Origin of the sequence: Argonema antarcticum A004/B2, from assembly GCF_023333585.1 — a bacterium.
GTDB classification, from domain to species: Bacteria; Cyanobacteriota; Cyanobacteriia; order Cyanobacteriales; family Aerosakkonemataceae; genus Argonema; species Argonema antarcticum.
The window spans coordinates 1-21328 of record NZ_JAIQZN010000093.1 but is presented as its reverse complement, the minus strand read 5'-3'; the positions used below and the strand labels follow the sequence as shown (position 1 = coordinate 21328).

Sequence of the window (21328 nt, the reverse complement as noted above, 5' to 3'; positions counted from 1 at the left end):
TAGAATTGCCAATCCGAAGTTGAGAAACCCAGTTTCTCCAAGAAACCGGGTTGATCTCAACGGCTAACTAACTCGCCATTAAAACCCGTTCAATTCGCTCTAATGCCCAATCTAATTCTGATCGCGTAATCACCAACGGCGGTGCAAATCGGATAATATCCTCACGGGTTTCTTTGGCGAGAATGCCTTCCTTCATCAGCGCCTTGCAAAACCTCCTTGCACCGCCGGCTTCCGGTTTCAACTCCACGCCTATCAGCAATCCCCGTCCCCGGACTTCTTCGATATGGGGACTGGCGATTCCCTGCAATTGGGAAATAAAGTAATCGCCCAATTCAGCCGCTCGTTCGGGCAACTGTTCATCTACAATTACATCTAGTGCGGCGATCGCGATCGCCGCCGCTAAAGGATTTCCCCCAAACGTACTACCATGATCGCCCGGATTAAACACATCCATCACTTCATTGGTACTCAAAAACGCAGATATGGGATAGAAACCACCTGATAGCGCTTTACCGATCGTAATTCCATCCGGTTTCACACCTTCATACTCAAACGCAAACATCTTACCCGTGCGTCCCAACCCTGTTTGAATTTCATCAAATACCAACAGCACATTGTTCTGGCGGCAAATAGACTCTGCTTGCTTCAAAAAGCCATCAGGGGGAATCATAATGCCCCCTTCGCCTTGAATTGGTTCTAGGAAAAAGGCGGCTGTATTGGGTGTAATAGCCGCTGACAAAGCCGCCGCGTCCCCATAGGGAACGACCTTAAACCCTGGAGTGAATGGTGCAAAACCATATTGATATTGTTCTTCTGTCGAAAAGCTGACAATACTAATAGTACGTCCGGCAAAGTTGTTGCTACATACGATAATTTCAGCTTGATTGGCGGGTACGCCTTTCACCGTATATGCCCACTTGCGAATTGCCTTAATTGCTGTTTCTACTGCTTCTGCACCGGAATTCATTGGCAAGACTTTCGGCAATCCAGAAATCTGAGAGAGCTTTTGATAAAACTTGCCCAACTGGTCATTACGAAAAGCGCGAGAAGTCAGCGTCACTTTACTGGCTTGTTCTACCATCGCCAGCAAAATTCGCTGGTGACAATGCCCTTGATTCAAAGCAGAATAAGCACTCAAACAGTCGAGATATTTTTTACCTTCAGTATCCCACACCCAGACTCCCTGCCCCTTGGTGATGACTACATCCAATGGATGGTAATTGTCAGCACCATAAATGGTTTCCAGGTCAATGTGGTGTTGGGCATCCAGAACCACAGGAGTTGATGAAATGGAAGCAGGAACGATCGTTTGCATAATTCTCCTAAATTGTGAGTGAATGAAGCTCAAGCCCAACTACGAACTATCAGTTAATAGTTCATTACTTGCGTAAAAATCAGTTCTACCTTACGGCAGAGCGATTTTCTTTGATAAGATGCTTCGCGATCGCACAAGATATATGCCGGAGAATCTCTGTTCTCCAGATCGATCGCTATAATTAGCAAAATCAAAAACTTTTTAGCCCAAAGGCGCAGGTCAAATCAGATGAGTGAAACCTGTCGCCCACTCAACCTGGGCGAGGAGTCTTACTTGTTTGGGAATCACGGGTGTTAACTGTTCTATCATTTGCCCCGGTCGGGTGCGAAGACCTACAAAGTTGCCGACCTTTGATTAGGACGCTTGCCAGCCTTTTTCTCCTGGGGAGCTAGCTGCAAACAATCTTCATTTTTGGCAACTGGTTATCACTTTATTTCATAAATCTCAATCTAACACGATTGGAACACCAGAGTCAAGCTCGATTCCATTCAGCCTTTCCCCGGCCAAAATTCCGATTATCCCCTCCAAGGGGATTGCCATTAAAAACTAATCTGCTATGTTGAAAAAGCGGACTTATGCGAGGTGTAAAAAAGCTAAATTGGCGAATCCATCCATCATTTATACTGAAGTTTGGGATCTCCATATTCGCTTAAGCAAGCGACGGCAATCCGATCCTGCTATTTCTTGGTACGACCACTGCGAAGCGCCTAGTACGGGGCTACTAGCTTAATCGACCGCTAGTCAATGTGCGTTTCGTAGTTTGTGTTTTGTACTTTAATTAGATTCAGGAGAAAGTAATGAATCGGCAGGATTTATTGCAAGAAATTGTGCGCCCAATTGACATTAAAGCTTTTGATGTTGTGGGCTTAGTAGAGTCCATGAGTCACATGGCATTTCAAGCACGCAACTTGGGAAGGGCGGCGAAAATTTACGATGAAATGCTCCAAGATCCCGATTGTGCGATTATCCTATGTTTAGCAGGTTCTTTGTTTAGCGCTGGATTGAAAAATGTGGTGCATGACCTGATTACGCATAATATGGTGGATGCGATCGTTTCCACTGGTGCAAATATCGTAGATCAGGATTTCTTTGAAGCGTTAGGTTTTCGTCACTATGTGGGAGATCCTTTAGCAGATGACGAAATACTGCGCCAGGAACGGATCGATCGCATTTACGACACCTACATTGATGAAGATCAACTGCGGGTGTGCGATATGACGATCGCCGAAATTGCCAATTCCCTGGAAAAGCGCCCCTATTCTTCGCGGGAATTCATTCGCGAAATGGGTGCATACCTGGAAAAACGCCAAACACATACGCCATCGGTTGTACTAGCTGCTTATCAACATCAAGTGCCGATTTTCGTACCTGCTTTCAGTGATTGTTCGGCGGGCTTTGGTTTGGTACATCACCAGTGGAATTCACCGGAATCTTATCTTACCATAGACTCGGTGAGCGATTTCCGCGAGTTGACTCAGTGCAAACTTGCCTCTAAATATACCGGATTGGTAATGATCGGTGGCGGTGTACCCAAGAACTTTGCCCAAGACACGGTTGTTGCTGCCGAAATGTTGGGATTTGACGCAACAATGCACAAATATACCATTCAAGTGACGGTAGCAGATGAACGCGACGGCGCATTATCTGGTTCCACTTTGAGAGAAGCACATTCATGGGGAAAAGTCAACAAGAATGTCGAACAAATGGTGTTTTCGGAAGCGACGGTAGCGTTGCCGTTGATTGCTGGCTATGCTTATGGCAAAGGTAACTGGCGCGATCGATCGGTGCATCGTCTGGCTCAATTGTTCGACCAACCTCAGCTGGTGTCTTCGTAGCGCTGACTCCTTTCGGGCTACAAGATTATGTAGGGGCGAACGCGAGTGCGTGCCGTAGGCATTAGCATTGCGGAATTAACGTTTCGGTTTTGAGTTAAGATTAATTCCGCAATGCTTCGCCCGACCACTGTACTAACTAAAAACTAATAATCCAAAATCACAAATCGGTTAGCGTCCTTGAACTGTCACACCTTCTAAGTTTAATTCTTTGAGCTATTTGTATTACCTAATTTAGGGAGAACTTCAAAATAGATGGTCATGGCTCTTTTTTCATAAATTAAACTGACGTAACCTGCAAAACTCTCTCACTATCCACACTCCAGGCCAGTCCGGTCATGCCTTCCATCCAAACTATGATAATATGATTGAACCCTGGCGAAAGATTCAATATCAACCCTGGACTTGGGAACAGACTGTAGTGGAAGCTAATAGAAAAGCACGCCTAACTCTGACACCTCCGTAGCACGCAACATTCAATTTTAAGGTGAGTTCCGCATAAATTTTTTCTCGATAGCTGCATTTGCTATCTGGTCACGAAATATATCAAGCATTGCTATAACTTCTCTATGTAACTCTATATATTCCTCTCGATCAAAAACCAAATAATTACCATGTGCAATTTCGTTCCTTGTCTTTAACAGCTTAGTATCGATTAATTGCGACTTGGTAGAGTACAATGAAAAATCTATTCCCAGAATATCAGTTATTTCTTTTAAAATTTCAGAAGAGAGGTTCGATGCAGTAGATATTGCATCTTTAGGTAAGATACATCTTTGATCTAATTCGGAAAGAAAGAAGTCACAAACAGGGATATACAATGATGGCTTATTTGTCTCTTTTGCCTCCTTCAGTTTTTCTTTCATCGCCAAAGCTAAAAAATTACTAGAAAGCTGGTTATAGGTAAGCCTTCTCAACCTAACATATTCTAAATAAGAGTTGGCTGCTAATTTGACAAAACCTTCCCAATGGGAATAGAGAATACATACTCCACTCCTAACTAATACTTTATGTCTTTGGTCAGAAACATTTTTTGCTTCTACCAAAGATTTAATTTCTGAAAGTTCTTTCTTTCGCCAAGCAAGATCAGCAGACAGCTTATCACTTAATTGTTCAACAGTTCGGATGCTCATAAAGAGGAAAATACCTCTCTACCAAGCTTAATAAGATGGGGTAAACGTCTTGCAGCATTCACCCCAGCTCCCGACCACTTTTGATAAATTTGATTTGACCAAATACTTTTTATGCAATTAGATATTTTGTCTGTTGGAACTAGATTTTGATAGTTATATCCAATTCCTAGTGCTACTACTTCATAGGCAGATAATAGAAAGCCGCCAAGAAATCTGTCACCTTCCGATTTATATCGCTTGAAGCTATTATCTCCCATAGCTTGATTAAGAATATTGAAGGTGACATCAAACGCATTCTCTATATGGCTGTAATCCAAATTTTTGTTAAGCGCCATTTCACGCATTCTAGCAGTTAGGAACTCGCTCACATCACCACCCAAAGTTTTAATACTTTCATCATCTTGATCGAATAGAAGAATAAAACGCAATACTAATTCCATATCATACTGTTCTTCATAGAGTCTATCGCTCAAAGCAATACAGCTTTTAAATGACTCACGATCGGCAAGTGAACGCATCAAATTATATAAATCTTTATTCAACATTAAAAGAATGCAATTTCTTACTTCTTGTGGTGTCGCAATTGAGCCTCCTGTATTTAGTCTCTGAAATAGCTCATACTTAATCATTTCATCACTTTCTTTTTCAACAATATTGACTGCTATTTTGGCTCGCTTTATCAATAAACGTTGTGTTTGAGTTAAAGAGTTATCTTTATCGTCTGGATCGTCCCACTTTTTACCTTTTAAGGAAGGCAAGTATGTGGTTTCTTGTAAAGCGACAAAAGATTTATCTTGCTCTTGTTGCTCTTCATTATCCTCTTGTTGCTCTTCATTATCTGGTTTTAAAAGACCTACAAATTCATATATGGTTGATAATCTCTGTAAACCATCGATCACATCCCAAATACCATCATTTCTTTGACTAACAAAAACTGGGGGAATCGGTATGCCTAAAAGAATTGATTCTATAAAAGTTGATTTTTGATGGTCTGACCAGCGAAAAAATCTTTGAAACTCAGGATGAATGTCAATCTCTTTGTTTTCATAAAGACTGATCCACTCGCCAATAGACATTGAGTATCCATCTGTGCGAATTTCTTGCCTTGTTTTGTCAATTTCTTCTTGTAGAGGCATGGCTTAAGAAGTCCTAAGTGTTATTATGTATAGCTATCCTTCCAGAATAGCAATATTCAAATATTATATCACTAACTGAGGAGCAGAAAACATGATAGCGCAGACAATAGCTAACTTTTTTAGCACATTATGGTGGGGTGCGTCAGAGGCCAAAAACCTTATTCTATCAATCTATAACTTCGTCTGACGCACCCTACAAGTTGATTTAAGTGTGACACTTGGCTTTAGTCCTGTCAGAGTAACCGACTTTCAATAGTTTGGTAATAGAGAGAATAAGTAGGATAAGTAGGATAAGTAGGATACTTATTTCCAAGCAACTACTTAGGACTAGACCTAAGATTAAGTGGAATACGATGCAAAAAATATATTGCAACTAGCACAAAGTGAAGGTGTCATGGCAGCTCTACCCAACTACCGCCCTAAGCAAATTTCATTAGGGCCTTTGGAAACTGAGATTTTAAATATAATTTGGGAATTTGGTTGTGCCACAGTCAAAGATGTACACGATCGCATTCTAGCTGACCCAGAGCGGGAATTGACTTATAGTTCAGTAACAACAGTGCTAAATCGCCTCACTCAGAAAGGTTGGCTGGCGTGCGATAAAACAGAGCGCATATTCTCTTGGCGACCCTTAGTTTCGCGCTCTGAGGCACAGGTTCTTAAGGCTTACGAGCAGTTACACAAATTTCTGGAAGTGAGCAACCCAGATATCGTGGCAGCGTTCGCAGACAGCCTCGACCATACCAGTTTAGAGCAATTAGAAGCGATCGCCCAACGTATTGAAGCCGCACGCCGTGCGAGGGAGAAGGAATGATGCACCTAGTAATGATTCTGATGGCAATTTCTCTGGCTTGGTTTGTGCGATCGCAATGGTCTGGGCCAAGGGGAAACTGGTTAGAGCGCTGGGAACGAGCAATATTCTTATTTCTATTTCCCCCCCTACTACTGATGATGACAGCGATAGCCGTGCTTTACATGGGACCGCTGGAACGAATTGTAGAGATCCTGCTAGGATGGTTCAGCTATTCGCTTTGCTTCGGTTTTTTAGTGTGGTCTGGAGTTTTATGCTTCCAGCTAGCAAGTAAAGGATGGAAGACTCTACGAAAAACCCGTACATATCATAAGCGTAAAATTAAAGGCATACAGGTTCGTATTCTCAACATAGATGCTCTATTTACAGCGCAGATAGGTTTTTGGCAGCCCGAATTGGCGATCAGCGAGGGTCTTTTGCAGAAACTAGATGTCGCTCATCTTGAAGCTGTCCTAGCCCACGAACAAGCACACTATTATTATCGAGACACATTTTGGTTTTTTTGGTTGGGTTGGGTAAGCCAGATAACAGCTTGGTTACCAAATACAGAAGCTTTGTGGCAAGAGTTGTTGATCTTGCGAGAACTGCGTGCTGATGCTAAAGCAGCTCAACAAGTAGACCCCCTACTGTTGGCTGAATCTCTGCTAATGGTAGTTAGCGTTCTGCCTGTACCATCTGAAAGTTTCTGTGCGGCGCTCAGTGCGGTTGCACCTCCAAATCGTTTAAATGAAAGGGTAGAAGCGCTCCTATCAGCGCCACTGTCGCCCCCATCAACCACCTGGCAATCTTGGATTTGGTTGCTTTTTGTGTTACTGCCTCTGATAACTGTGCCGTTTCATTGATGTGAAACATCATCGCCGGAGATTTTAGATTTCAGATTTTAAATCGTGAATTAAAAACGAATTTGAAACCTAAAATCTAAAATTTAAAATGTTATAGCAAGCGATGAAAGTCAGTAAGGACTTTCTTAATTCCACCAAACCCTTTTTTGCCTAGCCCCTTCTGATATCATGTCCGGTTGCATCGTTAGTACATGAGTGATATCGTCAAATTGTCTGTTGTCATCGAGGGTTAAATTTTTACCACAGATGAAGACAGATGAACACAGATGAACACAGATAAGAATAAGAACAGGAATTTTTTAGATAACCGATGCGTAAGGACATGATATGACCCTAGCCCCTAGCCCCTTGCTATATTGAGTTGCAAATGGATTTATTAAATTACGATCGCCTGTTCAATACGATTGAAGAGTTAGTGCTGCACCATTCTCCTAGCGGTGTTGAAGCCGAGATCGATCGGCTGTTGATGAGTCGATTTAACGCGCTGGGAGTGAAAGCTTGGCTGGATGCGGCGGGGAATGCTCTAGCTCTAATTCCGGGTAAAGATTCTACAAGGGCTCTAGCCATAACTGCCCACAAAGATGAAATTGGCGCAATTGTCAAGAGCATAGAATCTTTTGGACGAGTGCAAGTCCGAAAACTGGGCGGTGCGTTTCCCTGGGTTTACGGGGAAGGGGTCGTGGATCTCTTGGGAGACAACCAAACGATTAGCGGCATTCTCTCATTCGGATCGCGCCACGTCTCCCACGAGTCTCCCCAAAAAGCTCATCAGGAAGAGAAACCGTTGCGCTGGGAAGATGCTTGGGTGGAAACGAAATGCACAGCCCAAGAACTAGAAGCCGCTGGGATTAGGCCAGGAACCCGCGTAGTGGTGGGTAAGCATCGCAAACGACCGATCCGGATCAAAGACTATATTGCCAGTTACACCCTGGATAACAAAGCTTCCGTGGCAATTTTGTTAGAACTGGCCCAGAATTTAAAGCAGCCTGCGATCGATACCTATCTGGTAGCTTCGGCGAAAGAAGAAGTGGGTGCGATCGGCGCTTTGTACTTTACCCAAAATCAGCGTCTAGAAGCTTTGATCGCCCTGGAAATCTGTCCTTTGTCAACCGAATATCCCATCGAAGACGGGGACGCGCCGGTACTGCTTTCCCAAGATGGCTACGGGATCTACGACGAAACGCTTAACGGCAACATCCAAATGGTGGCAAAACGACTGGGGATTCCCTTACAATTGGCAACAATAAGCGGATTTGGCTCCGATGCGTCAATTGCTATGAAGTTCGGTCATGTGGCGCGTGCGGCTTGTTTGAGTTTCCCTACCCAAAATACCCACGGTTACGAGATTGCCCATTTGGGCGCGATCGCCAACTGCTTCCATCTACTGCAAGCTTACTGCGAAACGGAATTTAGCGATTAGTCATTAGTCAGTCGCTTTTGACAAAAAATTAACAATATCTAAACTGCATCCGTCGATACCGATGATTTTCTACAATAATAGTGAAGCCGGGAATTAATCAGAGATAGCAGTCGATCATGCCCAAAACAGTTGCCGATGTGATGAGCCGCGATCCCGTCACGGTTCGGCCCGAAACGTCTCTTAAGGAGGCGATCAAGATTTTGGCCCAACGCCGCATCAGCGGTTTGCCTGTGGTTGATGGGGATGGCAAGTTAGTGGGTGTTATTTCCGAGAGCGATTTGTTGTGGCAGGAAACCGGGGCGACCCCTCCGGCTTACATCATGATTCTCGATACCGTGATTTACTTAGAAAATCCCGGTCGTTACGATCGCGACCTCCACAAAGCTTTAGGACTAACGGTTGGGGAATTGATGACCGGGGAATCTCTAGCAACTGTCCATCCCGATAAGTCCTTGCGGGAAGCTGCACAACTAATGCACGAGCGAAATGTTCGCCGCTTGCCAGTAATAGATGATGCCAGTCATGTCATTGGCATCCTCACCCGTGGAGACATTATCCGGGAAATGGCAGCCAGTCAAGATTAGCTTTCTGTCAATCGTTCATTGTCGATCGCAATGACCAATGACCAATGAACAATGGACAATGAACAATAAGCAATAACCAATGACCAATGACCATTACTCCTGAGTCTGTTAAAAAATTGTTAAGTTCGGAGGAAGTGAGCGATCGCTTGCGAGGACTTAACCAACTGCGTCAGTTGGAACCTGCGATCGCTTTTGAGCTGCTTCAACCCGCTATTAAGGACAAGAATGCTCGCGTTCGATATTCTGCCGTTAGCCAAATGGATACCCTGGGTAAGCAGGATTTAGAAAAAGCTTTGTCAATTTTGCGCTCATGCCTCCTACACGACTCCGAAATAGACGTGCAAGCAGCAGCGGCAGATGCCATCGGGGCGCTAAAGTTAGGAGAAGCTTTTGAAGATTTGCGACAAGCTTACCAAACTTCTTCCGAATGGCTTCTCCAGCTGAGCATCGTCGCTGCTTTGGGAGAAATGGGCGATCCGCGATCGTTCGACTTACTCGCTGAAGCACTCGGTTCTAGCATCGATCTAGTTCAAACCGCCGCTATCAGTTCCTTTGGGGAATTGGGAGATTTGCGTGCCGTTCCATTGCTTGCTCCCTACGCCACACATCCAGATTGGCAGATCCGCTATCGGTTAGTCCAAGCCCTCAAACACTTGGGTAGCCCAGAAGCCCTCGTTATTCTGGAAAAAATGGCTGATGATGAGGTAGAGCAAGTAGCCCTGGAAGCCAAAAACTCTTTACCCCTAGCGTAGGAGCGGGAGAGCGGGAGAGCGGGGGAGCGGGAGAGCGGGGGAGCGGGGGAGTGGGAGAGTGGGAGAGTGGGGGAGAAGCCAATTTTTAAACTCAAAACTGAATCCCCATGCCCCCATTTCAGTTGCGGTGATTGTTGTTATAGTGAATTCTAGTACCTGCCCACATCAGCTTTTCTCGTAGGGTTTGGTAATAAGAATAGTTATCCCGCAAGATAATAAACTTAGCTTGACAATCGGCCATTGTGACATCCACCCGCTGTCCCGGCCAAATAGAGGTTGCCATCACGCCATCCATCCAGAGTTTAGTGCTGAGTTCATAATCGCTCAAAGGCCAGATGCTAACTACTGACCCAGACGGTAATATAATTGGACGACTGGACAAACTCAAGGGGCAGATGGGCGTAACTGCGATCGCCTGCATTCCATCGTGGATAATCGGGCCGTTAGCCGAAACGGTGTAGCACGTAGACCCCGTAGGTGTCGCCACAATTAAGCCATCTCCCTGATACTGATCGACCACCTCCCCGTCAATTTCCATCTCTAAGATGGAGGTGAGCATTCGATCGGCTGAAGCAGGTTTAACGCACATTTCATTGAGGGCGAGGAAGCGATCGCTCGCTGGCTCCAAATTCGTATGATTTCCCTCAAATACCCCCGCCTGCAACATCATTCGCCGCTGAACGGCGTAGCGATCTTCCAGAAGCCGATCCCAAATCTTTTGGGTTTCTTTAAATTCCTCAAAAGGCTGGGTCAAAAACCCTAGATGCCCCCCCACATTCACTGCCAAAATAGGAATGCCATCAGGAGCCAAATTTCGTGCAGCTGATAGAGCCGTACCATCACCCCCCAGTACCAGCGCCAGATCGATCGATTGTGTAGATGACGCCAAAAAAACCGGGTAAGGGTTATCCTTCGGCCCGCTCGGCCCCATCAAAACCTTACAATTGCGCTGTTCGAGTTCCTTAGCACATCTTTCTGCCCAGACTTTGCTTTGGGAATCGCCTGCCTTGTGTGCAATAATAACCTGTTTTAGCTCCACTTCCTTCCTAATATTATTCAGCTAGATATTAAGCTCTCAAATCGCGATAAAACTAAAATATATTGTCGCTCCTAATATTGATATTACCTATTTTTTAGCTGTATTAAGTAGGTCAGCAATAAAAACCCAACCTATATAACGAACGTAAAACTTCTGGATTTGGTACGTAGTTGCGCTTTAGCGCTAAAGCGCAACTACGTACCAAAAAGATTTATTTGCGCCGACCTACTTACTCAAACAAAGCTAATGACTAATTCTAATTGGTTCATTTTAACAATTAGCCATTAGCACTTGCTAAAATTCACCACTTCAGTAAATTAAATTGCTCCATATCTACCGTATCGCGATTGCGGTAAATCGAAAGCACAATTGCCAAACCTACTGCTGCTTCAGCCGCAGCTACAGTGATTACAAACACCGTAAACACTTGGCCTTTGATTTCTTGTGGGTCTAGAAAATTGGAAAACCCCATGAAATTAAGATTTACTGCATTCAGCAGCAGTTCAATAGACATCAGTACCCGAACTGCATTGCGGCTGGTAATCAAACCGTAAATGCCGATGCAGAATAGGGCGGCTCCTAATAGTAGGAAATATTCAAGTTGCAGTTGCATGAACCCTCTTGTTAGCGAATTAGTCAGTCGTCAGTCGTCAGTCGTCAGTTGTCAGTCGTCAGTTGTCAGTTGTCAATCCCCAATCCCTTTTGTACGGGCGGGTTTAGCCCACACATCTCATTACCAACAGAATATTTTACAAAACCCGCCCCTACTAACTTTTGACTTTTCTAGCCCCTCTAGTTGCGATCGCCCTTAGTGCTAGTCAGAGTAGATGAGTCGCTGATTGCGGGCACCAATTCTCTGGGACGCTCCGGCAAAGTCAACACTTGTTGCTGTACCTTCGGTGTCTGCAATACTTCCGGCAAGTATTCGCGTCGCGCCAAAATAATCGCACCCACCATTGCGATCAACAACAGCACCGATGCCAACTCAAAAGGTAGCAAAAAGTCAGTAAAGAAATGCTGCCCAATTCGCACAATTGAACTTTCTGTGGTAGGAACGCTTGCGGTTGAAGCAGACCAGGGAGTTGCTAAAACCATCGTGCTTAATAGCACAAACAAACCAGCACAGACTAATGCTGTTGCCCCCTTACGAAGCCCAGCACTGGAAAGAGGCGTAAAATCTTCGCGCTTGTTCACCAGCATGATGGCAAACAAAATCAAAACGTTTACCGCTCCAACATAAATCAACACCTGCGCGGCTGCCACAAAGTCAGCATTAAGCAGAATATACAATCCAGAGATGCTGATAAACACCCCCCCCAACAAGAAAGCTGAGTAGACAATGTTACTGAGCAGCACGACACCCAAGGCGGCTGCAATCATCATCAAACTCAGCAAGGCAAACGAAACAATCTGAACCCCTTGCGCTAGATCCACAGTTTTTTGTCCTTAGTCATTAGTCATTAGTCATTAGTCATTGGGAAATTTAAAATTGAAGAATTGCAGATTTCAAATTCCTGCTTGAATTGACAATTTTAAACCTGAAATCTGAAATCTGAAATTTCCCAATGACCAACGATCGCTATTTTTCCGATTTTTCCAGAATTTCCTCTGGCAGCTGACCGGCCCGACGATCGGTGTCCGGTACTCCGTGAGGGTCCATGACGCCCTTCGGCAGGTAAACCAGTTCGCGCAGTGGCGACACCATCGGGTCATTCGTGACTTTATACGGCAAACGCCCCAGCGCCACGTTGTCATAGTTCAATTCGTGACGTTCGTAGGTGGAAAGCTCATACTCTTCTGTCATAGACAGACAGTTCGTGGGACAAAATTCCACGCAATTGCCGCAAAAGATACAAACTCCGAAGTCAATACTGTAGTGCTTGAGCTGTTTCTTTTTAGTTTCTTTGTTGAATTCCCAATCTACTACTGGCAGATTGATCGGGCAAACCCGGACGCAAACTTCGCAGGAGATGCACTTATCAAACTCAAAGTGAATGCGCCCCCTAAAACGCTCGGAGGGGATGAGTTTTTCGTAGGGATACTGCACCGTAATGGGACGACGGCGCATATGGTCAAAGGTAACAGATAAACCTTGACCGATATATTTACCGGCTTGTACAGCTTCTTTGGCGTAATCGCCAACTTGTTTGAGGAACTTTAGCATCGTGTCTCACTCAGATTGGAAATTGTAGATTTTAGATTTTAGATTTTGTTTTCCATCTCAAATCTAAAATCTAAAATTGATTTAGCCGCCGAAAGCAAAGGGAAATACCAGCTTAAGGGCAGCGGTTAGCAGCAGGTTCGCCAAAGAGACTGGTAGCAGGAACTTCCACCCTAAATCTAGCAACTGGTCAATCCTGACGCGAGGTACTGTCCAGCGCAGGAGAACAGCTAGAAAGACGAGGAAGTAAGCTTTGAGAAGGGTCATGATGATGCCTAGAGAGGCGGTGATAATCTGCAACCAGGGGTCTGTTTCACTTACCCCCAACAAGTTGGCTAACAAATCGATGGGAATGGGGAAATTCCAGCCGCCCAGGTACAGTACGGAGAAGAGTAGGGCAGAAAGAACGAGGTTGACGTAGGAACTCAGGTAGAAGAGAGCGAATTTCATGCCGGAATACTCGGTCTGATAGCCTGCGACGATCTCTTCTTCGGCTTCTGGCAAGTCAAAGGGTAGCCGTTCGCATTCTGCCAGGGCGCAAATCCAGAATACGATCAATCCAAATGGCTGACGCCAGATGTTCCAGCTGAGAATACCGGCTCCTGATTGCTGTTGTACGATGTCGATCGTGCTGAGGCTATTTGACATCATCACGATCGCCAGCACCGACAGCGACAGGGGAATTTCATAACTGATCGACTGTGCAGCAGCCCGCAAGCCGCCCAACAAGGAGTACTTGTTGTTAGAGGAATAACCTGCCATCAGCAGGCCAATTGGGGCAATGCTGGATAGGGCCACCCACAAAAATATGCCTGTGCCGATGTCTGTAATTACCAGGTTCTGTCCGAAAGGCACAATCAAGTAGGACAGAAACACTGGGATGACGACGAGAACCGGGCCGAGGGTGAAGAGAAGTCTATCCGACTGTGCTGGCAGGATATCTTCTTTAAAGACGAGCTTCATACCATCGGCTACAGGTGCCAGCACCCCAAAAGGCCCCATGTATTCAGGGCCAATCCGCTGCTGTGCGGCTGCCGAAATTTTTCGTTCCAGCCAGACTGTTACCAGGACTCCTACCGTTGCGCCAATAATCATCAGGAACATTGGTAGGGGCAACCAAATTGCCTTGGCGGCACCGGGTGGGAGGCCCAAATCCATGAGGGATTTAATAAAGATTCCTTGCAGGTCAATTCCTGAGTTCATGTTTGCCGATACGAGTATTTATTGAGGCAGAACTCAACCAACCGTGTCTAATCGGTCTATGAGTTTGTGAAGATTTTTTTACGGCTCCACTCGATAGTATATCGTTGCACGGAATCCAGCCTTGGGCAACAAATGAAAATTTCTGCTTATGACTCACTCAATGTGAGGATCTCCTGTGGCTTGGTGCTGCTGAGCTCTAAGTACAGGAACTCAACTCTATGTCTTCAGTCTGGGAAGTGACTGAAGATGAAAGTCTATGATTTCTATAGGAAAATCTAATGAAAGAGCCGAGGGGAACTCCAGGCTAGCCCAGACATGGTTTGACTGGATAGCCTCGTTTCTCGAAGGGGAACGCGATATAGCTTGTAAAAGTATAGTCATTTATTGCATGACATGGGAGGCATTAGGTCCCTCCCCTTTCTTTTTTACTTCGAGCGGATTGACCCGCCTTGGCTGAACTACGCAGCTCCCTATCCCATTGCTGAACACATTTGGGATTGCTTTTCGCACAATATTGTAAGACCCATTAACGTCGGCATTTATCAATCGACCCTCCGACGTTTGGTACAATCCTCTCTTAATTCGTTTGCCACTAAACACCACTTTCTGGGCATCACTATTCCCATAAACCGGGAGCGGGTCTAGATTTAGGAAATTTGATTGAGAGGTATATGACTCTTCCTGTACAATCACTTTTATTCCGACCAATTCAGCTTTATATTCCAACATCTCAATTAATCGAGCATGAGGAACAGTTACGAAGTTCTGATTTGTCTGCTTCCCTAAGTTAATCTCGTTTTTCCATTGTACATTTTTTCCAATCACTAGCGTCCCGATCTTTCGTTCTCTTAGAAGATTGATGATAAACCGACTGGTGTGATGCAAGTAATTATCGACTTTTTGATTGCGGCAACGAGTGAGGCGCCAAAGTCGAGATGATGTTTTACGCAGACCTTTTAGTTGAGATTGCAGATGGGCTTTACGCTTGTTGTAAAACTGATTAATTGATTTTAATGGTCGCCCATTAATCAGTAAAGGGATAAACCCCGGCTGATTTGAAGTTAGCGCCACTAAATTATTTAGCCCTAAATCAATACTAGCTACTAATTTTTTGGGGTTTTCATCAAGGGTGGACTCCGGCTCAGTACAAGCATCATAAATCACCTCAATTACATAGGAATCACACTTAGGAACTAACCTAACTTGACAAACTTGAAAAGGTTTTACCTTAGTCTTAATCAAGATATTAGTACCTGAAAGCTGGATAATTCCTTTCTTCAATTGCTTGGTACTAATCGCCTGAATCGTATAAACGACAATGTTTCGCCCTTTGACTTTATCTTTGTACTTGGGGAACTTTGGGCGACCAGTAAATTTTGTTGGCTCAATACTGTAAGCTTTAACGGCTTCAAAAAAAGATTTCCAATTCTTGTCCAATATCATCAATATTTGTTGACTTACCTTGGCTGGTAACGCCTTATATGCTGCATGAGATTTCATTAACTGAGCCATTTTGTTGTAATTGAGATACCCCCATCCGTATACAAAGTTTTGGCGGATGACGTAGTTGGCAGCATTGTAGAGATTTTTTGATTGAAAGGCTAGTTTATCGAGCGGGGCAAAACGATATTCAGTGGATTTAATGATGTGTCTCTCTGCTAATTGCATTCAGACTCTCCATTTTTTAACTCCGCAATGATTCTCTCGGTTTTTCGTGCTGCACGGCGTTGTCCGTAAAGTCGAGCAGCAAAACTTGTCACTACAGCCACTAAGTCTTGCATTAATTCATCTCGCCCATTATCGGCTAAATTGACAATTTCTAGCTTAACTCCTAATCTTAATAAAAGTACGTCTAAATAATGTGTTCCAAATCTGGCTAGACGGTCTTTGTGCTCAACTAAAAGAATATTGTAGTCATCCTGTTGGAGTAAAGCTTCTAATTGTTTTCTATTGTCGTTTAATCCGCTGCCAATTTCTTTGACATTTCTGACGATTTGATAACCGTTTGCTATCGCATATTCGGTTAATCGAAGTGCTTGGCGGTTGAGATTTCCCTTGTTTTCAGCTATACGAGACTTGGCTGTAAATTACAACTCGATTTTGTTTCAATTCCGAGCGTGGTTTTTGTGGCGAATAGTCAACTATGATTAAACCGCTTTCTGTTTGCCGTGCCGGATGTGGTAGCTTGCCAGTCTTCCACCACCGCCAAGCTGTTGTATAACTGATGCAAGAGTGCTTTTGCGTAATCGGGTAGTTTCATTTTGCCCTCCTGACTATATGATACTACTATTGCTTACTGCTGCTTATAGCCTTAATAAAGTTTTACAATACCTGCGTAGCAGCTTCGCTTAGTTGAATCTCTAATGGTTTCCACAATTTGTTAATTACTTTACTCTTCAGTTTTTTACCGACTTGTTTTATTAGCAGACTTTCCTTATGGATTAAAGCCGAATAAGGGCTATCAAAAAAAAAGAATTAATGGCTCTTTTTCGCCAATTAGCTCATAAACTGCTCTCACTGCTTCAGAGGCTGTTTGACGATCGATTGGTTCGGTCGAAAGGGCTATGTCTCGCTACTTTTCTCGATAAAATGGAATAAGAGCCTCTTGCTCTGGCATGAGTACTGCAATCATGTTTATCTTTACTCATATCTAGCGCCAATCGTCATCACTCGTCGGGGAATTAATTCCCCGACTAATAGCGAAAGTCGGATTTATCCGACTGGACAAATAACTGTACTAGCGTTGCTCGATCGGTATATAAGAGGCTTCGTGCAGTCCGGTATAGACTTGAGTGGGACGGTAGATGCGGTTTTCTTCGATTTGTTCTTTCCAGTGGGCTAACCAACCGGCGACACGAGCGATCGCAAAAATTGGCGTAAACAAATCGATGGGAATGCCCATCTTTCTGTAAACCAGACCAGAATAGAAATCTACATTCGGGTAAATCCCTTTTTGACCCAGTTTCTCTTCTACAGCCTTTTCCAACTCCACCGCAATGTCGTAGTACTTATCATGCCCGAAGCTTTCAAACAACTGCTGCACTAGATACTGGAGGATAGTCGCCCGTGGATCTTTCACCTTGTAGACTCGGTGCCCAAAACCCATAATTTTGGCTTTGCGTTCCAGGCGATCGTCCAAGAAAGGGCGGACATTTTCCACCGAACCGATTTCTTCCAACATCGAGATGACTTCTTCATTTGCCCCACCATGCAGCGGGCCACCCAAAGTGCCTACAGCTGAAGCCATCACTGCGTAAGGGTCTGTCAAAGTCGAAGCAGTCACCCTTGATGAGAATGTGGAAGCATTCATCGTATGTTCTGCATGGAGCGTTAGGCAAATATCGAAAATCCGAGCTGTGAGCGGATCTGGTTCCTGCTCGTTCAGCATATACAGAAAATTAGCCGAGTAGCCCAAATCATCGCGGGGCTGCACTGGGTCATTACCCTTACGCATCAGTTGGAAAGCTGCCACCATCGTGGGAATCTTAGCCAACAGGCGCACCACGGCTCCTCGGATATAAGCCGGGTTATGTAGGTCTCTTCGGGAATAGAACAAGCCTAATGCGGCTGCTGAGGCTTGCAGGGCGTCCATCGGATGTCCGCTTTCGGGAAAGCATTTCATCATGTCCCGAATGCGATATTTTATCCGTCGATGGTAGCGAATTTCATGCTCAAAGGCTTCGAGTTCTTCTTTGGTAGGAAGTACACCCCAAATTAAGAGATACGAGGTTTCCAGAAAGGTACTTTTTTCTGCGAGTTCTTCGATGCGGATTCCCCGATATTCCAAGATACCTAGCTGTCCATCGACGTAGCTAACGCTGGATTGGGCAGCAGGAATGCCTTCTAGACCTGGCTTATACTCGCAGAGAGTCATAACTTTACCGTTAGCGCTATGTGAAATATCTATCAGGCTAACTTACCAGAAACTTGCGTGCTGTTGCAGACTGCACAAAAATCTTTTACAGAACCATATATAGCAACCGCCAGGGCGATTAAGCCAACTCCAACTGTTACATGAAGTCCATAATCCCTTACGGAGTAACCTCTTCCCTCTTCCCTCTTCCCTCTTCCCTAGCCCCTAGCCCCTAGCCCCTAGTCCCTAGCTATATAGCTAGGGGCTAGGGTTTCAGGAATTTAAGAACGTTTTAACTGACTTTCATCGGTTGCTATAAGAAAGTCCACCACCAAGGTATTGTAAAATTTCCTTAATATTAAGGTACGAACAGGAACTTGGGGGATGCCAGCCAAAATAGCTGGCTGCGACCCACTGGCGAACCAGTTCCGGGAAGGGTTAAACCGATCGCACCAGCTTTTTTGACGACCAAACGCCCGCAAGCCTCTCCCCAAATCAATATTTCTGCCCAATTTCCCAAATTTGGTTGATGACCGACCAATGCTAGCGACGAGTCACCTTTTTGTCGCCATTGCTCAAACCAGCTTAGCCAAGCTTCCATATCGCCATCAAAAGCGAGGTCGAGTGATTCTTCGAGTCGATCGCTCAGCTTGGCTGTTTGGAGAATATCGGCGGTTTGACGAGCGCGTACCAAAGGACTGGTAAGAATAAGATCGAAACGGAGATTTAACTCGGAGAGTCTGGCAGCTACTTTGCGAGTTTTCCGCTTGCCTTCATCTGTCAGCGGGCGATCGGCGTCATTGGAATATTCTTCTGGTTCAGCAGCTATGCCGTGACGGATTAAGTACAGTTCTACCATTTTTCAAGAGGGGCTAGGGGAAGAAGAGGCTAGGGGTTAGGGGCTAGGGGCTAGGGGAAGAGGGAAGAATCCTTCTTTTGACTTTTGACTTTTGCGTAGCGGCACTAGATTTTTCGGCTATGAGGAGTTGCTATGCTTTTGTTCAAAAAAATAACATTTTTATTCCTCTACTCCTCTGCGCCTCTTACCCCCTCCCCTCTGCTCAAATAGCATAGTAGAGCCAATTTCCTTTGTTATTCGCTTTGGATCGGATCGTGGGTAGGATTAATCAACTTTAGGAGCTTTTGCTTAATTTGGGTATCGAAGACTTCCCACTTCAGCTTGGCGTAATCCGAGTTCTCGTTGCCGCCGCCCAAGAAACCGATCGGGATTTCAAAGCCACCAGCCATCATACGTCCGCCGCCAAAAAAGCGTCCTTGCTTATCTTGACCAAACGCTTCTTTGAGGAATTCATCGGGGTCAAGGGTAAGCTTGGTGGTTCGCAGGGACCCTATCACCAATTCTATTTCTTCATCTTCGTTGTGAACAATACCGTATACGACTGCCGTATGGACGTTTTCTTCCGTCACTAAGAAGTCAGCTGCTTGGGGGATGGCATCTCGGTTGTCGTAGCGCAGATAGCCGACGCCAGCAATGGAAAAGTTGTTTTGGACGGTGCGGTTTTTGAGACTGCGCTCGATCGCGTCCATAACTCGCTTAGAGCGATTCGTCTGTAGGATAGCCTCAAGCAACTGAGCGTCATAGAATCGGCTCAGATAGGCTGCTGCGAGAAAATCATCTTCCTGTGCCTGTCTGAGGGCGTTAGTATCCGATCGCAAACCGTGCATCAGAGACGTGGCACACTTGATGTGTTCGCTCACACTGCTGTCCAGGTTGAGTAACCCTGCTTGTAAGTATTGAGTCAAAATCGTGGCAGTTGCTCGCACAGAAGGCCGAATATCGACAAACTCAGCCTCAAGATTCCCTTGCAGTTTGTGATGGTCGATCACTACCGTTATCGGTATACCAGCCTGCTGTAAGAAAGGCGTCAACTGGCTGGTATTGCCTTGATTATCAACCAAAACCAAACCCCCATACACCGACAAATTTTTTGTCTTGATTGTCTGAGGTGTCCAGCGTTCTGCTGGTAAATTTGTCAGTTTGACCAGCGCGATATTTTCTTGGTGACTCAGGGTGCCACCATAAACTATTTCGCAGTGAATATCGTATTGCTGGGCAATTAACTTATACGTCCAAGCAGAGGATAAGCCATCGGGGTCTGGGAAGTCTTGTACGATAATGAGCTGGTGTTCGTTCCGGTGTCGCTCCAGGGTTTGCCGCAAAGCTTCGACCTTTTGACCGAACGGATTGAGGGAACGCTTAGTCTGTTCGCTTACAGCTTCGATCAGGGGCGTTACCGGACGCTTCATCGCGGGAGATTCTACAGAGGCTGTGTCCGCATTGGCCTCTGTAGGTCGCGGCTCTGCTGCTAAAGTCAAAGGGTCAAGCGGCTGGAGCGAACGAGATTTCATATCGGAAGATGCGAATGGTGTGTTAATCAAGTAAATCCAGGTTTTGTGGCTATGCTTGCTTGGGGCAGTAGCCAGTCAGTTGAGAGTAAATTGCTACTACTTAAGATCTTCGCAAAAAAATCCGGATTCTACATACCCTCCAATGGGACATTTCTCTAGGTAGAAGTCCCGAAACAAAGTCAAACCCATTCCTGACAAAAAAACCTGCACGCGAGACTGGTGCAGGTTTGTTATATACCGATGACATATTTTCGCCACTCTTGATGCGTCCCACTCTTTAGGTGTTTAGCAACTTCAAAGTATAGACTGCTATAGGGTTTACGGGGGGTATTCCGCAAAATCATGTTCGCTTCTGTAGGCGTTCGGCTGCCTTTTTTGATGTTGCAGCGGACACAAGCGGTTACCATATTTTCCCAGGTATCGCCACCGCCGCGCGATCGGGGTAGCACGTGGTCTAAAGTTAAATCTTCACCAGTGTAACCGCAGTATTGACAACTATGGCCGTCACGGTGCAGTATATTACGGCGGGTAAGGGGAATTTCTTTATAGGGAACCCGGACGTAATGACGTAGCCTAATCACCGTTGGAAGGGGAAAATCGGAATAGAGAAATTTGCCGTTGTGTTCGACCCGCTCAGCCTTACCCTTAATCAGTAGAATGACCGCTCGCCGCCAGCTGGTAATGTTGAGCGGTTCGTAGGAGGCATTTAACACTAGAACCTTGCCCATTGGAGATCGATAGATAAAAGTTTTCTATGTCAAGATTATAGTCCGCAAGGCAGAAATACTAAGTCTGGGAGCAGGAGGACAAGGGGGACAAGGGGGACAAGGGGGACAAGGGGGACAAGGGGGACAAGGGGGACAAGGGGGACAAGGGG

24 protein-coding genes are annotated in these 21328 nt (G+C 45.2%); 8 read left to right on the top strand and 16 right to left on the bottom strand.

The annotated features are described in order from the left end of the window. Positions 1 to 67 precede the first annotated feature (67 nt). Entirely contained in the window at positions 68 to 1315 is a 1248-nt protein-coding gene (gene rocD / locus LAY57_RS28440) for an ornithine--oxo-acid transaminase (RefSeq protein ID WP_249070539.1), read from the bottom strand. A 53-nt stretch (positions 1316 to 1368) separates the two neighbouring features. Continuing rightward, positions 1369 to 1509 (bottom strand): hypothetical protein, encoded by a 141-nt coding sequence (locus tag LAY57_RS28435; RefSeq protein WP_249070538.1) that lies wholly within the window; start codon positions 1507 to 1509, stop codon positions 1369 to 1371. Positions 1510 to 2112: 603 nt separating this feature from the next. Here LAY57_RS28435 and LAY57_RS28430 point away from each other — a divergent pair. Together LAY57_RS28430 and LAY57_RS28425 are read left to right on the top strand one after the other, a co-directional pair. Beyond that, positions 2113 to 3150, top strand: a complete 1038-nt coding sequence (locus tag LAY57_RS28430) for a 1,9-bis(guanidino)-5-aza-nonane synthase (protein ID WP_249070537.1) — start codon at positions 2113 to 2115, stop codon at positions 3148 to 3150. Between the two features lie 292 nt (positions 3151 to 3442). Then, positions 3443 to 3613 carry a penicillin acylase family protein gene (locus LAY57_RS28425; RefSeq protein WP_275994385.1) on the top strand — a complete coding sequence of 57 codons (171 nt, stop codon included), beginning with the start codon at positions 3443 to 3445 and terminating at the stop codon, positions 3611 to 3613. 16 nt (positions 3614 to 3629) lie between these two features. Here LAY57_RS28425 and LAY57_RS28420 read toward each other — a convergent pair whose 3' ends face one another. Together LAY57_RS28420 and LAY57_RS28415 are read right to left on the bottom strand one after the other, a co-directional pair. Next, positions 3630 to 4280 carry an MAE_28990/MAE_18760 family HEPN-like nuclease gene (locus LAY57_RS28420; RefSeq protein WP_249070536.1) on the bottom strand — a complete coding sequence of 217 codons (651 nt, stop codon included), beginning with the start codon at positions 4278 to 4280 and terminating at the stop codon, positions 3630 to 3632. Continuing rightward, positions 4277 to 5416, bottom strand: a complete 1140-nt coding sequence (locus LAY57_RS28415) for a DUF262 domain-containing protein (RefSeq protein ID WP_249070535.1) — start codon at positions 5414 to 5416, stop codon at positions 4277 to 4279. Before LAY57_RS28415 ends, LAY57_RS28420 begins: the two co-directional genes overlap by 4 nt. A gap of 394 nt (positions 5417 to 5810) precedes the next feature. Between LAY57_RS28415 and LAY57_RS28410 the strand changes: the two genes are divergently transcribed. The 5 genes from LAY57_RS28410 to nblB all read left to right on the top strand — a co-directional run bounded on the left by LAY57_RS28410 (position 5811) and on the right by nblB (position 9825). Then, the gene (locus tag LAY57_RS28410) at positions 5811 to 6230 is read left to right on the top strand and encodes a BlaI/MecI/CopY family transcriptional regulator (protein WP_249070548.1); all 420 of its coding nucleotides are present in this window, start codon (positions 5811 to 5813) and stop codon (positions 6228 to 6230) included. Then, positions 6227 to 7069 (top strand): M56 family metallopeptidase, encoded by an 843-nt coding sequence (locus LAY57_RS28405; protein ID WP_338022509.1) that lies wholly within the window; start codon positions 6227 to 6229, stop codon positions 7067 to 7069. The genes LAY57_RS28410 and LAY57_RS28405 overlap by 4 nt, the downstream gene beginning before the upstream one ends. A 367-nt stretch (positions 7070 to 7436) precedes the next feature. Continuing rightward, positions 7437 to 8489 carry a M42 family metallopeptidase gene (locus LAY57_RS28400; RefSeq protein WP_249070534.1) on the top strand — a complete coding sequence of 351 codons (1053 nt, stop codon included), beginning with the start codon at positions 7437 to 7439 and terminating at the stop codon, positions 8487 to 8489. A gap of 116 nt (positions 8490 to 8605) precedes the next feature. Beyond that, positions 8606 to 9073 carry a CBS domain-containing protein gene (locus LAY57_RS28395; protein ID WP_249070533.1) on the top strand — a complete coding sequence of 156 codons (468 nt, stop codon included), beginning with the start codon at positions 8606 to 8608 and terminating at the stop codon, positions 9071 to 9073. Between the two features lie 86 nt (positions 9074 to 9159). Further along, positions 9160 to 9825 (top strand): phycobilisome degradation protein NblB, encoded by a 666-nt coding sequence (gene nblB, locus LAY57_RS28390; RefSeq protein WP_249070532.1) that lies wholly within the window; start codon positions 9160 to 9162, stop codon positions 9823 to 9825. A gap of 118 nt (positions 9826 to 9943) precedes the next feature. Here nblB and LAY57_RS28385 read toward each other — a convergent pair whose 3' ends face one another. After that, complete coding sequence (locus LAY57_RS28385) at positions 9944 to 10864, bottom strand: NAD(+) kinase (RefSeq protein WP_249070531.1); 921 nt, start codon at positions 10862 to 10864, stop codon at positions 9944 to 9946. Positions 10865 to 11165: 301 nt separating this feature from the next. Beyond that, entirely contained in the window at positions 11166 to 11471 is a 306-nt protein-coding gene (nuoK, locus tag LAY57_RS28380; protein ID WP_249070546.1) for an NADH-quinone oxidoreductase subunit NuoK, read from the bottom strand. A gap of 4 nt (positions 11472 to 11475) precedes the next feature. On the opposite strand from nuoK, the gene LAY57_RS28375 reads away from it, so the two are divergent. Next, positions 11476 to 11676 carry a hypothetical protein gene (locus LAY57_RS28375; RefSeq protein ID WP_249070530.1) on the top strand — a complete coding sequence of 67 codons (201 nt, stop codon included), beginning with the start codon at positions 11476 to 11478 and terminating at the stop codon, positions 11674 to 11676. Here the strand turns inward: LAY57_RS28375 and LAY57_RS28370 are convergent. From LAY57_RS28370 to LAY57_RS28335, 10 genes are all read right to left on the bottom strand, one after another. Further along, positions 11657 to 12298: an NADH-quinone oxidoreductase subunit J gene (locus LAY57_RS28370; RefSeq protein WP_249070529.1), complete on the bottom strand. Its 642-nt coding sequence runs from the start codon at positions 12296 to 12298 to the stop codon at positions 11657 to 11659. The genes LAY57_RS28375 and LAY57_RS28370 overlap by 20 nt on opposite strands. 145 nt (positions 12299 to 12443) lie before the next feature. After that, entirely contained in the window at positions 12444 to 13028 is a 585-nt protein-coding gene (gene ndhI / locus LAY57_RS28365; protein ID WP_249070528.1) for an NAD(P)H-quinone oxidoreductase subunit I, read from the bottom strand. Positions 13029 to 13109: 81 nt separating this feature from the next. After that, positions 13110 to 14228 (bottom strand): NADH-quinone oxidoreductase subunit NuoH, encoded by a 1119-nt coding sequence (nuoH, locus tag LAY57_RS28360; protein ID WP_249070527.1) that lies wholly within the window; start codon positions 14226 to 14228, stop codon positions 13110 to 13112. Positions 14229 to 14609: 381 nt separating this feature from the next. Continuing rightward, on the bottom strand, positions 14610 to 15896 hold the full coding sequence (locus LAY57_RS28355; protein ID WP_249070526.1) for an RNA-guided endonuclease InsQ/TnpB family protein: 1287 nt from the start codon (positions 15894 to 15896) through the stop codon (positions 14610 to 14612). Further along, positions 15887 to 16240, bottom strand: a complete 354-nt coding sequence (locus LAY57_RS36675; RefSeq protein ID WP_339388605.1) for a recombinase family protein — start codon at positions 16238 to 16240, stop codon at positions 15887 to 15889. The genes LAY57_RS28355 and LAY57_RS36675 overlap by 10 nt, the downstream gene beginning before the upstream one ends. 125 nt (positions 16241 to 16365) lie before the next feature. Further along, the gene (locus LAY57_RS35975; protein ID WP_275994381.1) at positions 16366 to 16488 is read right to left on the bottom strand and encodes a hypothetical protein; all 123 of its coding nucleotides are present in this window, start codon (positions 16486 to 16488) and stop codon (positions 16366 to 16368) included. Between the two features lie 477 nt (positions 16489 to 16965). Next, complete coding sequence (locus LAY57_RS28350) at positions 16966 to 18102, bottom strand: citrate synthase (protein WP_249070525.1); 1137 nt, start codon at positions 18100 to 18102, stop codon at positions 16966 to 16968. Positions 18103 to 18439: 337 nt separating this feature from the next. Beyond that, a complete protein-coding gene (gene sixA / locus LAY57_RS28345) occupies positions 18440 to 18940 on the bottom strand; it encodes a phosphohistidine phosphatase SixA (protein ID WP_249070524.1) in 501 nt (166 codons plus the stop codon). Between the two features lie 233 nt (positions 18941 to 19173). Next, complete coding sequence (locus LAY57_RS28340; RefSeq protein ID WP_249070523.1) at positions 19174 to 20451, bottom strand: DHH family phosphoesterase; 1278 nt, start codon at positions 20449 to 20451, stop codon at positions 19174 to 19176. A gap of 230 nt (positions 20452 to 20681) precedes the next feature. Beyond that, positions 20682 to 21179, bottom strand: coding sequence for an HNH endonuclease (locus LAY57_RS28335; RefSeq protein ID WP_249070522.1), 498 nt, complete (start codon positions 21177 to 21179; stop codon positions 20682 to 20684). Between the last annotated feature and the right edge of the window lie 149 nt (positions 21180 to 21328).

What these genes read in the sequence shown, in the direction of transcription:
- rocD (WP_249070539.1), bottom strand. Translation starts at nt 1,315, where the DNA reads ATGCAAACGATCGTTCCTGCTTCCATTTCATCAACTCCTGTGGTTCTG.
- LAY57_RS28430 (WP_249070537.1), top strand. Translation starts at nt 2,113, where the DNA reads ATGAATCGGCAGGATTTATTGCAAGAAATTGTGCGCCCAATTGACATT.
- LAY57_RS28420 (WP_249070536.1), bottom strand. Translation starts at nt 4,280, where the DNA reads ATGAGCATCCGAACTGTTGAACAATTAAGTGATAAGCTGTCTGCTGAT.
- LAY57_RS28415 (WP_249070535.1), bottom strand. Translation starts at nt 5,416, where the DNA reads ATGCCTCTACAAGAAGAAATTGACAAAACAAGGCAAGAAATTCGCACA.
- LAY57_RS28410 (WP_249070548.1), top strand. Translation starts at nt 5,811, where the DNA reads ATGGCAGCTCTACCCAACTACCGCCCTAAGCAAATTTCATTAGGGCCT.
- LAY57_RS28405 (WP_338022509.1), top strand. Translation starts at nt 6,227, where the DNA reads ATGATGCACCTAGTAATGATTCTGATGGCAATTTCTCTGGCTTGGTTT.
- LAY57_RS28400 (WP_249070534.1), top strand. Translation starts at nt 7,437, where the DNA reads ATGGATTTATTAAATTACGATCGCCTGTTCAATACGATTGAAGAGTTA.
- LAY57_RS28395 (WP_249070533.1), top strand. Translation starts at nt 8,606, where the DNA reads ATGCCCAAAACAGTTGCCGATGTGATGAGCCGCGATCCCGTCACGGTT.
- nblB (WP_249070532.1), top strand. Translation starts at nt 9,160, where the DNA reads ATGACCATTACTCCTGAGTCTGTTAAAAAATTGTTAAGTTCGGAGGAA.
- LAY57_RS28375 (WP_249070530.1), top strand. Translation starts at nt 11,476, where the DNA reads ATGAACCCTCTTGTTAGCGAATTAGTCAGTCGTCAGTCGTCAGTCGTC.
- ndhI (WP_249070528.1), bottom strand. Translation starts at nt 13,028, where the DNA reads ATGCTAAAGTTCCTCAAACAAGTTGGCGATTACGCCAAAGAAGCTGTA.
- nuoH (WP_249070527.1), bottom strand. Translation starts at nt 14,228, where the DNA reads ATGAACTCAGGAATTGACCTGCAAGGAATCTTTATTAAATCCCTCATG.
- LAY57_RS28355 (WP_249070526.1), bottom strand. Translation starts at nt 15,896, where the DNA reads ATGCAATTAGCAGAGAGACACATCATTAAATCCACTGAATATCGTTTT.
- LAY57_RS35975 (WP_275994381.1), bottom strand. Translation starts at nt 16,488, where the DNA reads ATGAAACTACCCGATTACGCAAAAGCACTCTTGCATCAGTTATACAAC.
- LAY57_RS28350 (WP_249070525.1), bottom strand. Translation starts at nt 18,102, where the DNA reads ATGACTCTCTGCGAGTATAAGCCAGGTCTAGAAGGCATTCCTGCTGCC.
- sixA (WP_249070524.1), bottom strand. Translation starts at nt 18,940, where the DNA reads ATGGTAGAACTGTACTTAATCCGTCACGGCATAGCTGCTGAACCAGAA.
- LAY57_RS28340 (WP_249070523.1), bottom strand. Translation starts at nt 20,451, where the DNA reads ATGAAATCTCGTTCGCTCCAGCCGCTTGACCCTTTGACTTTAGCAGCA.
- LAY57_RS28335 (WP_249070522.1), bottom strand. Translation starts at nt 21,179, where the DNA reads ATGGGCAAGGTTCTAGTGTTAAATGCCTCCTACGAACCGCTCAACATT.